This window comes from Shewanella sp. SR44-4 (genome assembly GCF_014163715.1).
Classification (GTDB): Bacteria; Pseudomonadota; Gammaproteobacteria; order Enterobacterales; family Shewanellaceae; genus Shewanella.
The window spans coordinates 141,924-156,143 of record NZ_JACJDU010000002.1; the positions used below are offsets into that span (position 1 = coordinate 141,924).

Annotated in this window: 13 protein-coding genes; 7 read left to right on the forward strand and 6 right to left on the reverse strand. The window is 41.8% G+C overall.

Annotated features, from left to right (window positions below; genetic code table 11):
* Nucleotides 1-5 precede the first annotated feature (5 nt).
* Both cyoE and H5125_RS01930 read left to right on the forward strand, forming a co-directional pair.
* Complete coding sequence (gene cyoE / locus H5125_RS01925; protein ID WP_101084879.1) at nt 6-917, forward strand: heme o synthase; 912 nt, start codon at nt 6-8, stop codon at nt 915-917.
* A 15-nt stretch (nt 918-932) separates the two neighbouring features.
* Nucleotides 933-1,559: an SCO family protein gene (locus H5125_RS01930; protein WP_409085804.1), complete on the forward strand. Its 627-nt coding sequence runs from the start codon at nt 933-935 to the stop codon at nt 1,557-1,559.
* A 17-nt stretch (nt 1,560-1,576) separates the two neighbouring features.
* Here the strand turns inward: H5125_RS01930 and H5125_RS01935 are convergent, their stop codons facing one another.
* Nucleotides 1,577-2,635, reverse strand: a complete 1,059-nt coding sequence (locus H5125_RS01935) for a polysaccharide deacetylase family protein (RefSeq protein ID WP_182743375.1) — start codon at nt 2,633-2,635, stop codon at nt 1,577-1,579.
* Nucleotides 2,636-2,649: 14 nt separating this feature from the next.
* Between H5125_RS01935 and dinF the strand changes: the two genes are divergently transcribed.
* The 3 genes from dinF (at nt 2,650) to H5125_RS01950 (ending at nt 6,364) form a co-directional block, all read left to right on the forward strand.
* Nucleotides 2,650-3,993 (forward strand): MATE family efflux transporter DinF, encoded by a 1,344-nt coding sequence (dinF, locus tag H5125_RS01940; protein WP_101084876.1) that lies wholly within the window; start codon nt 2,650-2,652, stop codon nt 3,991-3,993.
* A 70-nt stretch (nt 3,994-4,063) separates the two neighbouring features.
* Nucleotides 4,064-5,998 (forward strand): S9 family peptidase, encoded by a 1,935-nt coding sequence (locus H5125_RS01945; RefSeq protein WP_182743377.1) that lies wholly within the window; start codon nt 4,064-4,066, stop codon nt 5,996-5,998.
* A gap of 36 nt (nt 5,999-6,034) precedes the next feature.
* Entirely contained in the window at nt 6,035-6,364 is a 330-nt protein-coding gene (locus H5125_RS01950) for an FKBP-type peptidyl-prolyl cis-trans isomerase (protein WP_182743379.1), read from the forward strand.
* Between the two features lie 108 nt (nt 6,365-6,472).
* Here the strand turns inward: H5125_RS01950 and nfuA are convergent, their stop codons facing one another.
* Complete coding sequence (gene nfuA, locus H5125_RS01955) at nt 6,473-7,051, reverse strand: Fe-S biogenesis protein NfuA (RefSeq protein ID WP_101084874.1); 579 nt, start codon at nt 7,049-7,051, stop codon at nt 6,473-6,475.
* Between the two features lie 271 nt (nt 7,052-7,322).
* A complete protein-coding gene (locus tag H5125_RS01960; RefSeq protein WP_101084873.1) occupies nt 7,323-8,129 on the reverse strand; it encodes a ComF family protein in 807 nt (268 codons plus the stop codon).
* A 43-nt stretch (nt 8,130-8,172) separates the two neighbouring features.
* Here H5125_RS01960 and bioH point away from each other — a divergent pair, with 43 nt between their 5' ends.
* Both bioH and H5125_RS01970 read left to right on the forward strand, forming a co-directional pair.
* Nucleotides 8,173-8,979, forward strand: coding sequence for a pimeloyl-ACP methyl ester esterase BioH (bioH, locus tag H5125_RS01965; protein ID WP_101084872.1), 807 nt, complete (start codon nt 8,173-8,175; stop codon nt 8,977-8,979).
* A 77-nt stretch (nt 8,980-9,056) separates the two neighbouring features.
* Entirely contained in the window at nt 9,057-9,563 is a 507-nt protein-coding gene (locus H5125_RS01970; RefSeq protein ID WP_101084871.1) for a hypothetical protein, read from the forward strand.
* Here the strand turns inward: H5125_RS01970 and H5125_RS01975 are convergent.
* The 3 genes from H5125_RS01975 to H5125_RS01985 all read right to left on the reverse strand — a co-directional run bounded on the left by H5125_RS01975 (nt 9,555) and on the right by H5125_RS01985 (nt 14,054).
* On the reverse strand, nt 9,555-11,591 hold the full coding sequence (locus tag H5125_RS01975) for an LTA synthase family protein (protein ID WP_101084870.1): 2,037 nt from the start codon (nt 11,589-11,591) through the stop codon (nt 9,555-9,557). The two genes, H5125_RS01970 and H5125_RS01975, sit on opposite strands and share 9 nt — an antisense overlap.
* 352 nt (nt 11,592-11,943) lie before the next feature.
* The gene (locus H5125_RS01980; RefSeq protein ID WP_182743381.1) at nt 11,944-13,380 is read right to left on the reverse strand and encodes a HAMP domain-containing sensor histidine kinase; all 1,437 of its coding nucleotides are present in this window, start codon (nt 13,378-13,380) and stop codon (nt 11,944-11,946) included.
* A complete protein-coding gene (locus H5125_RS01985) occupies nt 13,380-14,054 on the reverse strand; it encodes a response regulator transcription factor (RefSeq protein ID WP_101084868.1) in 675 nt (224 codons plus the stop codon). The genes H5125_RS01980 and H5125_RS01985 overlap by 1 nt, the downstream gene beginning before the upstream one ends.
* Nucleotides 14,055-14,220: the final 166 nt, after the last annotated feature.

Here is a 14,220-nt window from a genome sequence, read left to right on the forward strand (position 1 = left end):
CAACCATGACAAAACCTCTTACTATTAGTCAGGTTCAACCTAAGATAACTCTACAATGGCGCGCCTATTTTGAAATGACCAAACCCAAAGTCGTAGCACTTATGCTGCTTACAGTGTTGGTCGGCATGTGTTTATCTGTGCCTGGCATTGTACCGTTACAACCTTTGGTTGCGGGAATGGCAGGCATTGCGATGATGGCAGGCTCTGCGGCGGCGTTTAATCACTTAATTGATCGTAAAATCGATGGTTTGATGGCTCGAACTTATAATCGTCCGCTGCCTAAAGGAAAAATCTCCAGCATTAAAGCGGCAACCTTTGCGGTGTCGCTCGGATCACTCGGCTTTGTGGTGTTATATACCTTAGTTAATCCCCTCACAGCTTGGTTAACCTTTGCCAGTTTAATTGGTTATGCCTTGGTGTATACCGCCTATCTTAAACGGGCGACCTCACAAAATATTGTCATTGGTGGATTAGCCGGCGCTATGCCGCCATTATTAGGCTGGACCGCAATAACCAATGAACTGCATGGCTACGCTCTGCTTCTGGTTATTATTATCTTCACTTGGACTCCACCGCATTTTTGGGCATTAGCCATTCATCGCCGTAAAGAATATGCCAAGGTCGATATTCCAATGTTACCGGTGACACATGGGGTAGAATTTACCAAAACCTGTATTTTGCTTTACACCATTTTATTAGCCATTGCCTGTCTACTACCCGTTTTAGTCGGCATGTGTGGTCCAATATATTTGGTGGGCTCAACATTACTCAGCTGCGGTTTTATTTATAAAGCGTGGCAGTTAAAGTTTCATGACTATCCAGAGCTGTCTATGCAAGTCTTTAAATTCTCAATTTATCATTTAATGGTGTTGTTTATTGTATTATTAGTTGACCATTACTTTTGGGTAAACGCTTAAATTAAAAAGGAAAATATATTGAAAATAATGATAGCGGTAGGGCTAATGTTATTAGCCCTAGTGGGTGGTGTCGTTTATCAACAGACGCAAACAGAGCCTATGCCATTGGCGACCAGTTATGTATTTGAGCAGCAGCGCCCATTAGCACCATTTACATTAGCAGACCAATACGGCAATGCGTTTACTAACCAAACGTTACAAGGTAAATGGAGTTTGTTCTTTATTGGTTACACCGCTTGCCCGGATGTATGCCCTACCACTCTGAATAAACTCGCAGCGGCATATCCACAACTGCAAAAAATAGCCAGCAATGTACAAGTGGTGTTTGTGTCGGCAGACCCTAAACGTGACACTCAAGCTAAACGATTAGATTACATAAACTTTTTCAATAAAAATTTTAAAGCCGTCAGTGCAGAACACGCCGATTTGTTTCCATTTAGTCGTGACTTAGGCTTTGTGTATGCCATGGTGGGAGAGGACAGTGATTACCAAGTAGACCATAGCGCATCGTATGTGTTGGTTTCACCAAGAGGGGAGAAAATAGCAGTATTTAAACCCAAACCACAGCCTGGTCAGCTCGCACAAATTCTTAATGCTGAGCTCATTGCTGACTTTAGCCAAATCGTTCAATCTTGGCACTAGCCATTTACGTAATATCGTTACTCTTCGAGCCATTGACCATTATCTTGCGGGCGGATCCACGCTTGTGAAAACCAATAATAGCCCGTTTTTGTTTTGCTGGGCGCTGTGCAGTTATAGCGTGAACGCCCGGGTGCCAAATCTGATGATGCTTGAATCGATAAGCGATTTTCACTTAACCAAATAGGTTTCTTCGGTCCTTGGCCTTGAATAAAACACATCACTTGATGTGGATAAATATCCTGCGTATCAAGAGTTAACTCTAATTTAGGTCGCCACTTACCTGATACCAATAATGGATCGCTGATGTTCTGCTTAATCACCGGCATTGGTAAACTGGAAAACTTAACCGTTAAACTCGCTAAATCAGCATAAGCATTGGCAACCGGAAAGCGCGGTAATGCCGTTAGTGAAGCATATTCCCCTGCGGCACCAGATTGCTGACCAAAGCCAACAAAGCCCTGTTTCGTCAAAATTGCTTCTAATTTGTTAGTGTATTCACCATACGGGTAGGCAAACATTTTTACACTTTGGCCAGTACGTTTTAATATTTCAGCTTCTGTCGATAAGATATTATCTTCGACACGGGCTTGCCATTGGGCTTGGGTTTCTTTGCCTTGACGACGAATTAAATGTTCGTGTCCCCAGCTGTGGTTGGCAATCGTCACGCCTTGCTCGGATAAGGCAGTAATGTCTTTCCAACTCATCATCCCTTTGAAACCGGCATCGATGGGGGCAACAGAAATAAACACAGTGTACGGAAATTGATGTGAGGCTAGAATGGGCGCAGCATTGTTGATAATGCTGTCATAACCGTCATCGAAAGTAATCACAATACGTCTATCGGCTATTGGCGTGTTATGCTTTATTGAATCAACAGCTTCAGCTAATGAAATCACGGTAAAATCATTATCAGCCAAGTACTGCATCTGTTCAGCAAACTGACTTGGCGTGACACTCGTGCTTTTGGGGGTATTTTCCGACACGTGGTGATATTGTAAAATGACCACCGCATTGGCATCAAAATTCAATACACTTAAGCTGAACAACACCAACAATAAAGCTATTTTTTTAACCATGATTATCCATACCTATGTCAGTTAGCGCATTACTATTAAACCGCCAAAAAAATCGTCAATTATTGGCTTTAGCGACACCAATGATACTGTCGAATATCACCATTCCGCTATTAGGATTAGTTGATACTGCGGTGATTGGTCATCTTGGACAAGCTTACTATCTTGGTGGCGTAGCACTAGGCAGTACCATTATCACCTTAATGATTTGGTTACTCGGCTTTTTACGCATGTCCACCACCGGGTTAGTCGCACAAGCCTACGGTGCTAATGATACCTCAACTCAACAACAATTACTGATACAAGGTTGCAGCCTAGCATTAACCTTGGGAGTAGCTTGTGTAATATTACACTCTCCCATACTTGATTTAGCATTAAGCCTCAGCGATGCCAGCGAACAAGTGATGTTCTACTGCCGCCAATACGTCGAAATTCGAATCTGGTCACTGCCTTTTGCTCTCGTCAACTTAGTGTTATTAGGCTGGTTACTCGGACGCCAAGCGCCGAAAGCAGCCATGTGGCAATTAATTATCGCTAACAGCGCTAATATTATTCTCGATATTGTATTTGTCATCATCTTTAAATGGAATGTCCAAGGCGCTGCATTGGCATCGGTTATTGCTGATATCAGTGCTTTTTCAGTGGCATTGATTATGGTCAAACGCCAGCTAGTACTTACTGGAGGGCTTAATTTAAGCCAAGTTATCGCCCATTTATCATGGCGCGGATATGCTCGTTTACTCACCTTAAACCGTGATATTTTTATCCGCAGTTTGTGCTTGCAAGCCGCCTTTAGTTTTATGACCTTTTATGGTGCCGGTTTGGGCGACAATACGATTGCCGCCAACGCAGTGCTGCTTAATTTACTCATGCTGATATCTTATGCGTTAGATGGTATAGCTTATTATGCTGAAGCCGAAGTGGGCCGCGCATTTGGTCAAAAAAATCCAACATTACTGCATGACAGTGTCGTATTGGCATTTTGCTGGTCGGCAATGGTTGCGGTGTTATTTAGCCTGCTTTTTTGGTCGGCAGGACCATGGATAATTCAGCTATTAACCAATATTGAAGCAGTGCAAAACGCTGCAAACAACTACTTAATCTGGCTCATTTTTATGCCTATCTTGGCATTTGGCTGTTACCTGTTTGATGGTGTGTATATTGGTGCAGCGCACGGGAATATTATGCGAAACAGCATGATAATTGCTACCTTTGGCGTTTACTTTCCGAGTTGGTACCTATTGCAAGATTGGGGCAACCACAGCCTTTGGGCTGCGATGTCAATATTCATGCTATGCCGAAGCTTGACTCTTGGTTGGCACTATTACTACAAACTCAGATATCAACTGGCGGCCGTATAATATATTGAAGACCTTGATATATAAATGTAACATCCAAATAACATTTTATATCGCATTACATGGACCTTTAATGAAACGGATTTTATGGCTTGTTGTTATTAGTTTATGTCTATTTTCGCTTAGCTCATTTGCCAAACCTCTGCCTATAGAAGCCTTTGCCAGCATCCCAGATGTCCGCTTTGTTAGCTTATCTCCAGACGGTAAAAAAATTGCGTCGCTCGTACGAGTCAGTACTAATGAGCTTGAAGGCCAAGTACTCACTATTCGCGATATTCAAACCAATAAAGATATTTATCCATTGCAAACTGACAATCATAAATTTGTCATTTTATCGTTAACGTGGGCAAATAATGATGTCATCTTAATCGAGTCTAAATATCCCGCCATCCGTCGAGGTGTTCCCACAACCGAAACACGGTTAATAAAATACTCACTGAGCGACAATAAAACCTCAAGTGTGTTTTCTAATCGTTCTCTATCGCGTTTTGTCGATTTACCGCAATTACAAGCATCGGTTATTGATTATCTTGACAACGATCCAGATCATATCCTCATGCAAATTCAAGGTTTAGGTTCTAAACCACAATATGAAAGCGTCGTTAAAGTCAGTTTAAAAACAGGCGGTATCAAGACTTTACAACCAGCACGTATGCACATTGGAAACTGGTTAACCGATAGGCAGCACAAAGTGCGTATTGGCATTTATCGCGATGACACTACCTACCGTATTTACGAGCAAAAAGGAGCGGGTGAAGATCTCCGTAAGTTATGGGAGTTCGAGGCTTTAGCAGAAGACGTAATTTGGCCTATCGGTTTTGACCATGATCCTAATATCTTATATATCAGCGCCTATCATCAAGGTTTTAAAGCCATCTTTAAAGTCAACTTAACTGACCCGACATTGACTAAAGAACTCGTTTCTCACAATGAAAATTACGATGTTGAAGGCTGGCTCGTGTATTCCGCGCTAAAACAAAAGGTCATTGGTTTAAGCACCGACATTGAAGGTGAATATCTGTTCTGGGACCAAGATTATATCAAGTTGAACAATGGTCTTACAACTGCATTACCAGAGTCACATAATGTGATCACTCAGTTCAGTGATGATGAACGTCGTTACATCGTTTATGCTACTGGCCCTATTGAATCTGGTGCGTATTACTTTGGAAATAGAGATCAAAAAGCACTTTACCCTATCGCTTACCGTTACAGCCAATTACCACCAGAAGTGTTATCTCAGCCACAAACAGTCCATTATAATGCTCGTGATGGTTTAGCCATTGAAGCCTTTCTCACTACTCCAAAAGACACTGACGCCAAAAACTTACCGACCATAATTTTCCCCCATGGTGGACCTATTAGCTACGACTCAACCACGTTTGATTATTGGGCGCAGTTTTTAGCTAATCGTGGCTATGCTGTGCTACAAATGAATTTTCGAGGATCGTCAGGCTATGGCTTCAATTTCATGAGTTCGGGTCTTAAAAACTGGGGCCTAGAAATGCAAACCGACATTGAGGATGGTACTCACTGGCTTATCGAACAAGGTATTAGCGATCCTAAACGCGTGTGTATTGTCGGTGCCAGTTACGGTGGTTATGCAGCATTAATGGGCGTAGCTATCACCCCCGATCTGTATCAATGTGCCATTAGTGTCGCGGGCGTAACTGACCTTGAATATTTAGTTAAATCATCGCGTCGGTACGACAATAGCAAAATTGTTAAAAAACAAATTGGTGATGATTACGACGATTTGTATCAGCGCTCACCTATTAGCAAAGTAGCCAATATTAACGTGCCGGTATTATTAATCCACGGCACTAAAGATCGCGTGGTGCGAGTGCAACACAGTGAAGAAATGTATGATGCGCTTAAGGATTTACATAAACCCGTAAAGTATATCGAACTGGAAAATGGCGATCATTACTTAAGTAATAATGAACATCGTCTTACAACATTCATTGCAATAGAACACTTCTTAGCGACCAATCTTGGGGTAAAATAACCTCAAACAGCCCAAGTCGTCACATACGAGAATACTATGACTCAAGAATTGATTATTACCGACATTGAAGTTGGCAACGGTAAAACCGCAGTTAAAGGTGCGCTAATTACCACTCGTTATAGCGGTCGATTAACCGACGGAAGTCAGTTTGACGCTTCAGATGCGTTTCAGTGTGTCATTGGCACCGGCAGAGTCATTAAAGGCTGGGATCAGGGTATTATTGGTATGAATGTCGGCGGCAAGCGGCAACTATCAGTTCCGGCTCATTTAGCTTATGGAGAACGCCAGATTGGTGAGCGTATTCCAGCACACTCAGATTTATTTTTTGATATTGAATTACTTGAAGTACTCACTCGAGACGACTAAAGCCACTAGATGGCGAAAACCTAATCGATACCAACAAAAAACGCGACCTCATAATGAGGTCGCGTTTTTGTTTATTAGCTTTGTTAGTAGCAGTAATTCATCACGCGATTAGGCGTAAGAATGCTCGCCATGCTCATGCTCTGTCACGTCACGAACACCAGTCAATTCCGTTGGGAACATATCTAACAATTGCTTCTCAATACCATCTTTTAAGGTGATATCAACTTGCGAGCAACCGTTACACCCACCGCCAAACTGCAATACTGCAACACCAGCTTCGGTAATTTCTACCAGCATGATGTTACCGCCGTGGCTAGCAAGTTGTGGATTAATCTCTGACTGAATAATATATTCAATACGTTCAACTAATGGCGCATCTCCAGACACTTTGCGCATTTTTGCGTTAGGTGCTTTTAATGTTAGTTGCGAACCAAGCTGGTCGGTTACAAAGTCAATGCTGGCATCATCTAAAAATGGTGCGCTCTTTTCATCGACCATAGCACTAAAGCCATTAAATGGAAGTTCTACATCATCAGCTTCAGCGGCATCAGGTGGACAATAAGACACACCACACTCTGCTTGTGCAGTACCTGGGCTGATAACAAACACACGAATGTGCGTACCTTCCGGCTGGTCGGCCAATAGTTTGACGAAATGGGCCTGAGCTGTATCGGTAATGGTGATCATAAAAACCTGCTCCGTCAGGGAATACCTGAGTAAATTAGTAAGAATTAGACCTATGATACTCTGTGTTGCATTGGCTTTGTAGTGTCAGTGGGATTTGATCTCGAAAAAATGATCTAGTTCAACTTTTTTTTACCCTAAAAAAACTGCAATGCCCCATATACCAAGCGTTACAAGACATATTAATTAATTGTTTTTATTTACAAAAAATCTTGTTATTACTCAAATCGAATTAATCTAACCTCAACCTAGATTAATCTACCCTTAAAAAGATTTAATCTAACAATCCCGGCGCTTCAGCACGCGCAAGGCACCAAGTTTGCACATGGACAAACTGCAGGCTAAATAAACCTGCAATTTCATCTACGGTTGTTCCAGTAGTAACAACATCATCAATCAACGCAACACGCTGATACGTCATGCTTGGTTGTAGTGCAAATGCACCATGGCAGTTTTTACGCCTCTGCTTACCCGCAAGTCCCGTTTGTGGCAACGTATCAACAATCCGAATTAAACAACGGTCATCTAGAGGAATATTCGTTAATAGGCTTAACTCTTTAGCAATGAGCCAAGCTTGATTAAAACCTCGCTGACGTAAACGATTGGGATGTAACGGAACGGGGATTAACACTTGTGGTCGCCTAATAATGCCATGCTTAATTAACAATGCGATTCGACAGGCTAGTTGCTGAGTTATCGCGTTAAGCGGTGCACATTGCTGTTGATATTTAATGGCGGCAATAACAGGTCCCAGCCCTTGATGATAACTACAAGGGGCTACCACCCAATTAGGAGTGTGTTTATTGCATTTACCACAATAAGCCTGCAGCAACGCTATTTCGCGCCCACAACCTAAGCACACTTCGTGCTGATACAAACTTGCCGCTAAACACACTTGGCAAACACCTGTGAGCACTTGATTAGGGAACAATTGCTGATAACCCGTTTGATCTATCCTTTGCTGGCACAGCAAGCAACGGTTGGGTAAACTGCCTAGTAAAATGACCCTGGCACGCTGAAGGCGCTTGACGCATAAACGTAAGATATGGGTGATATCGATTGAATTATTGATTGGCGGCATTGGCTATTCATTCCATTAAATAGACTCAAAAGAGGTGTTAACCGTGAGCTTTCCTGCATTGCATATTGATACCGTAGGCTCACAAGGCCAAGACATCGTGCTATTACACGGTTGGGGTGTGAATAACCAAGTCTTTAGTCCATTAAAAAACGCATTGCACCAGTATAGAGTGCATTATGTTGATTTGCCGGGTTTTGGGTTAAGTCCCAATATCGACGGAGACATAACGCAATGGTCACAAGCACTTGCAGAGCAGCTTCCACAACAGGCAATTTGGATTGGTTGGTCGTTGGGAGGGTTAATCGCTAGCCAAATTGCCATCGATTACCCAGAGTCAGTGGCTGCATTAGTCACTATTGCCTCATCACCATGCTTTATGGCCCGCGAAAGTGTTATGGCTCACGAAAAAGACGACTCAACCCTATCTTGGGCAGGTATTCAACCTGATGTATTGGCACAATTTTCAAGTCAATTAAGTCGCGATTTGTCTCGCACTGTTGAACGGTTCCTGGCAATTCAAGCCATGGGAAGTGATAATCCAAAATCTGATATCCAACAAATAAAAAGCTTAGTGTTAAGCAAACCATTGCCGACACAACAAGGCTTATCACAAGGATTGGATATGTTAGCGCAAGTAGATTTACGCGCCACGATCACTCAAATACAGCAGCCATGGTTACGAATTTGGGGAAAGTTAGATAGTTTGGTGCCGAGAAAGATTATCTCGTCATTACCAAGCAGTGACAACATTGAAGATGTGCTGGTCCACAAAGCATCCCATGCACCGTTTATTTCGCATCCCGATGCATTTTTAAACCATTTATTACCGTGGATCACAAAATACCGCTAAAAATATCTTAATAGCACTTTGGCCTTAGCCAAATGTTGTCTATAATTTAGTCAAGGCGTCGTATTGACAAGGTCAACATGATAATTACCACTCATTATCCACAAGTACCGTTAGCAACTTCGAATGTTGCGACGGATCTTGCACGAGTGGACAATCAACAAAAACCGCCGATTATCCCGCCACAAGAACCGACAAAAGAACATGCTGAACGGTCATTAAACCAACAAAATGAACGCGCTACGCCTTACATTGTCGCGGAGAAAAAACAGCAGCAAGAGCAAGCTAAACGACAACAGCAAAGTGTCACACAACAAGCGGTAGAGTCTAAAGCAATTGCCTCGCCAGTCATTCGGCCTCAAGTCATTAGAATCATGGCTAGCCAAACCCCAGCGCTGCAACGTAAAGATATTCAACTAAAAACACAATCGACAAATGCTAAAACAACACCAGAACCCCGTCAACGCCAAGCGCTAGACACTGGCATATCCAAAGCGACCTACCAACAATTCGGTCAACGGATTGGTCAATTTTATCAACAGCAATCCGCCCCAAATAATGAGTCTCAACTACAAATATTAGCGTGATACTTCTTTGGTAGCCATATCAGACAGTGTCGGTTTTACCTCTGAATTAGCCGAACGATACAACATTTTGTTGTACGCTAAACTCCCCCACAATGCCCAACCTAACGCGGCTTCTGCTTGCGGTTCATTCAATGTGGTCGGAGTCAATTTTTCAGTAACAAAATTATAGGTAACACTTTCCGGTGGTAATTCAGGTTGTAAAATAGTCATTTTATTCCCCTCCAATAAACCAAAGTTTTTATCATATTGCATCATTGCTCGACCCGGCCAAGAGTCTGGCATTGTGGTTAAATCACGGCCTAGCATTGGATAGCTATCCGAAATACCCAGCAACGAAATTAACGTCGGCGACATATCAATTTGGCTAACAACACGTGGATCGCGCTTCGCATCAATCCCATCACCTAATATAAGCCCAGGAATACGAAAACGTGACACAGGTATTAGTGCTGCGCCACCCACTCGACTGTCATGATCGGCCACAACGAGGAATAAGGTATCTTTCCAGTAATCTGATTTTTTAGCTTTTTTGAAAAACTCACCCACGGCATAATCGGCATATTTCACCGCGTTATGCATGGTATATTGCGGCTGTTCGTACAACTCAATACGGTCATCTGGGAACTCATACGGATCATGATTGCTTGAGCTAAACACTAGACTAAAGAACGGCTTACCCTCTTTGTGCATCCGCGAAAACTCTTCATCCGCTCTAAACAATAAATCCTCATCAGACACCCCCCAAGACGCTACAAACGCGGGGTCTTTATAGTCACCTTGATCAACTATATCGGTAAAACCATTGCCTAAAAAGAAGCTGCGCATATTATCAAAATGGCTTTCACCACCATAAATAAACTGCGTGGTATAGCCATGTTGCTTCAATAAATCAGCAATGGTAAAAAAGCCTGTTTGACTCTTCCCTAGTTTCACCACGGCGCGTGCTGGCGTTGGCGTAAAACCGGTTGTTACCGCTTCAATACCTCTTACCGAACGCGTACCAGTTGCGTATAAATTTTCAAAAAACCACCCTTGTTTAGAGAGTTCGTCAATATTAGGCGTTAACGGTAAACCACCTAAACTCCCCACAAAGCGCGCACCTAAGCTTTCTTGTAAAATGATCACAAGGTTCTTTGGTTTACCGGTATAGCTGGCTTGATTAAATGACAACGTCGGTATGGTTGATGAGGTAAATGCACTCAGTGGCCGACCGCTTTCACGACGCACAATATCGATCACTTTTGCGTCCGCTAACTTGCCATACACTTTCGATGCATCTTCTTCATTACTCATTTGCTTAATCGCAAAAATTAATGAGAAAGAGGAATTCAACACCAAAGAATTAACTAAAGGATCGTCAGAAAATGCCACTAATGAAGGATTAAGTGGTCGATGCCCCAACGATGAACGCGCACCTAGCACCGTAATAGCAATGACGATAACGGCAAGCACTGGACGCCAATACCATTTAGGAAAACGAACATATTGCGTTAATTTGCCACTTAACCACCAGCCACCCCATAAAGTACCCACGGTGATTAGCGCCGATAAAATAAGCTCGCCTTTACGCCCTGCCCATAACATCGATAACACTTCTTTTGGATAAACAAGATATTCAACATATAAACGGTTAGGTCTAAAACCATATTCAGCAATAAATGACGGCGATGACGCCTCAAGAAAAACCACCACCCATAAACCTAGTGTGAGCCATACGCGTAATATCGTCAGCCAAACACGGCCAACTAAATGCTCACCGGCAAACACTACGGTTCCGAGCGCTGCAATACCCCACAACCAACATAAAGAGGCAAAATCTACCCGTAAACCTTGCAATAAAATGTAGCCCCAACCTTGGGCATCGGATACTCGCTCAGCTTGCCATAAAGACATGCCAATACGGCTCAAACTCATAATAAGCAGAGAGATAACACTAAATATAACAATTGCTTGAAATAAATTATGCGAGGTCTTTTGTGTACCGAGTTCACTTGAACTACTACCAAGACCAAAGAAATTGACAGCCATTTATTGCTCCAAAATTATTATTATTTTTAGGCTTCATATGCAATTAAGTCCGCAACAAGCTACCCCAAATGTAATAACATAATTACTGGGTAATAGACTAGTATGCGTATCTTAAGGGCAACTTAAGCTTATCGTGTTACTGAAAACCTTGTTTACTCAACGATTTTAAACAAGATTTTTTGTTATATTTTCAATATCATTATCGTAAACGGGCTACGAGAAGACACAGTAACAAAAACCATCTGAGCCTAAGACCTTAGCGAAGATATTAAGTTCAGGGCGTAATAACATATATTAACATCTTATTTACAGTCGGTTAAATTCTGTTTTTTAAAAAGGTTTTTGCATCGACTTACACCATCGCCGCATGGTCACTCGGAATCAACACAGTAAACATAATTTTATCTTCCGAAACCAATTCAAAACTAAACTTAAATCCATTCACTTTGGCAATATTTTCAACGATGGCCAATCCTAATCCATGCCTTTCGCTATTTGATCGCGATTGTTCAGCCTGGAATAACGGTAGCGTAAGTCGCTCTAAATCATTCGCATTAATACTGGTCACTAATTGATTTTCAACACTGAAACTTAATCCTTTATTATCAGAGACAAACCTTATTTTAATCGATGACTTTGGCGGACTGTAGTACAGTGCATTATCAAATAAATTGGTCAAGATAAGGTGCAAAGAAAACTCATCGACAAGGCAGTTTTGATCCAAATCACTATTTTCAATATTCAAACGAGAATGAATAGTCGAGTACTTAAATGCCAACTCATCAATAACCTGGCCCATCAAGGTTTTGATATTGATATGCTGGCGATGTAGATTAATATTTTCAGATGTGGCTTGTTGCAATAGTAGTAAATTATTGACTATGGTTTTCATCCGTAAACTAATGCTGAGTACATCTTGTTTATAGCTCACGCCAATACGCTGATCATCCGGATAACGAATATAAATTTCACTTAAACTAATCAACTCACTGATTGGCGTTTTCAGTTCATGAGCGATATCGGCAGTAATGCGCTTTTCTGTTTGTAAGTATTGTTGGCTAATTTTGACAAATTTATTCAGTTCATTACGAATTGGTTCAATTTCGAGATAACGTTCAGACTCATTAGACAGTGGGATGTATTTTTTAGTGACATCGACGCTTTTTAGCGACATGTTTAATTCGTTCAACGGGGTCAAACCACGATGAATAACCTTCACTACGGCCCAACGGATCAACACAATCACCAGTAGTAAGCCAATGGCTAAACTAGAGTCGATGATCACCAAAATTTGCGACAAATCTTCAGTGGTAATGGCTATGGTTAACCACATGGGTTCGACTGTATCCATCATTGACCGATTAGTTTTAGGCACTTGCGGCTCAAAATACGACACCATCGCCCTGCCGTCTCGACCATCTGGTAACACCACATCGGCAAAAAAAGCACTGTTGAGTGGAATGTCTTTTTTAAGTAAATCTACCCCCTCGAAATTACGCAACGACTCAGAACGTTCAAACACGCTTGAGCCTTGCCACAATTGAAAAAAGCTTGCTTTAGTCGAGATGCCAAATTCAGGCATAAACTCGCCAGCAAAATCAAACTCGGTGCCTTCTGGAGTCACTTTAACTAAGGTCTTTAGGTAGTTAGACTTGTCTGTTAACGCGCTATCAAACTCAACATCGACCCAATTATCGATACTGATATCAATCGCCAAAAACACCAAAATCAACATGGCTGATACCACATAGGTCATGGTATTGACTAAATTGGTGGTTAACGATCTCATTAATGTTCACCCACAAAATAGCCAAAACCACGTTTGTTTTTTATCGGTAGCGTCACCCCTACGGCTTTAGCTTTTTTACGCACGGACGATAAATGAGCCTCAATGGTGTTTTTTGATAAATGATTAAATGAACCCACGACTGCTTCACTGATTTGTTCAGGATTAAGTACTTGCTTAGGGTTACTAAATAAATATTCAACAATTTTGAATTCGTTTTTAGTCAGATCGATATAATGGCCATCTGCATGAAGTGATTTGTTACTTGTGTCTAAAACAAAATTAGCAATACAAATAGTTTTAACTTGTTGATTGAGTTCACCACGGCGACCAAGCGTCACGAGTCGGGCTTGTAATTCGTCAAACGAAAATGGTTTACACAGATAATCATCGGCACCCGCCAATAAGCCAGTAACACGATCTTCAGCTTGTGATTTAGCCGATAAAATAATGACCTTAGATTGATTACCTAATTTACGAATACTCTTAAGTAAACTCAGACCATCTACATTAGGCAGCATGAGATCCAAAATAATGAAATCATAAGAATTAGTGAGCGCCATACTTAAGCCCTCAGAACCATCACCGGTTTCATCAACGGTATAACCTAAATGATCCAAACCAACTCTAATGCCGCGACGCAGCGCTTCAGAGTCTTCAATTAACAACACTTTCATTGAGTGTCCTTTATCATAATTGCGCCTATATCCATATTACGAGTGATGCAGTCCAAACGGAAAAATAATCTAAACTCGGGATAACAAACTACCATTAGCAAACTTATCTCTATGCTATCCATAGCGATAAGTTAACAGCCGACACGTTGCGGGCAGATTAACCGTT

What these genes read in the sequence shown, in the direction of transcription:
- cyoE (WP_101084879.1), top strand. Translation starts at nt 6, where the DNA reads ATGACAAAACCTCTTACTATTAGTCAGGTTCAACCTAAGATAACTCTA.
- H5125_RS01935 (WP_182743375.1), bottom strand. Translation starts at nt 2,635, where the DNA reads ATGGTTAAAAAAATAGCTTTATTGTTGGTGTTGTTCAGCTTAAGTGTA.
- dinF (WP_101084876.1), top strand. Translation starts at nt 2,650, where the DNA reads ATGTCAGTTAGCGCATTACTATTAAACCGCCAAAAAAATCGTCAATTA.
- H5125_RS01980 (WP_182743381.1), bottom strand. Translation starts at nt 13,380, where the DNA reads ATGAGATCGTTAACCACCAATTTAGTCAATACCATGACCTATGTGGTA.
- H5125_RS01975 (WP_101084870.1), bottom strand. Translation starts at nt 11,591, where the DNA reads ATGGCTGTCAATTTCTTTGGTCTTGGTAGTAGTTCAAGTGAACTCGGT.
- nfuA (WP_101084874.1), bottom strand. Translation starts at nt 7,051, where the DNA reads ATGATCACCATTACCGATACAGCTCAGGCCCATTTCGTCAAACTATTG.
- H5125_RS01985 (WP_101084868.1), bottom strand. Translation starts at nt 14,054, where the DNA reads ATGAAAGTGTTGTTAATTGAAGACTCTGAAGCGCTGCGTCGCGGCATT.
- H5125_RS01945 (WP_182743377.1), top strand. Translation starts at nt 4,064, where the DNA reads ATGAAACGGATTTTATGGCTTGTTGTTATTAGTTTATGTCTATTTTCG.
- H5125_RS01970 (WP_101084871.1), top strand. Translation starts at nt 9,057, where the DNA reads ATGATAATTACCACTCATTATCCACAAGTACCGTTAGCAACTTCGAAT.
- H5125_RS01950 (WP_182743379.1), top strand. Translation starts at nt 6,035, where the DNA reads ATGACTCAAGAATTGATTATTACCGACATTGAAGTTGGCAACGGTAAA.
- H5125_RS01960 (WP_101084873.1), bottom strand. Translation starts at nt 8,129, where the DNA reads ATGCCGCCAATCAATAATTCAATCGATATCACCCATATCTTACGTTTA.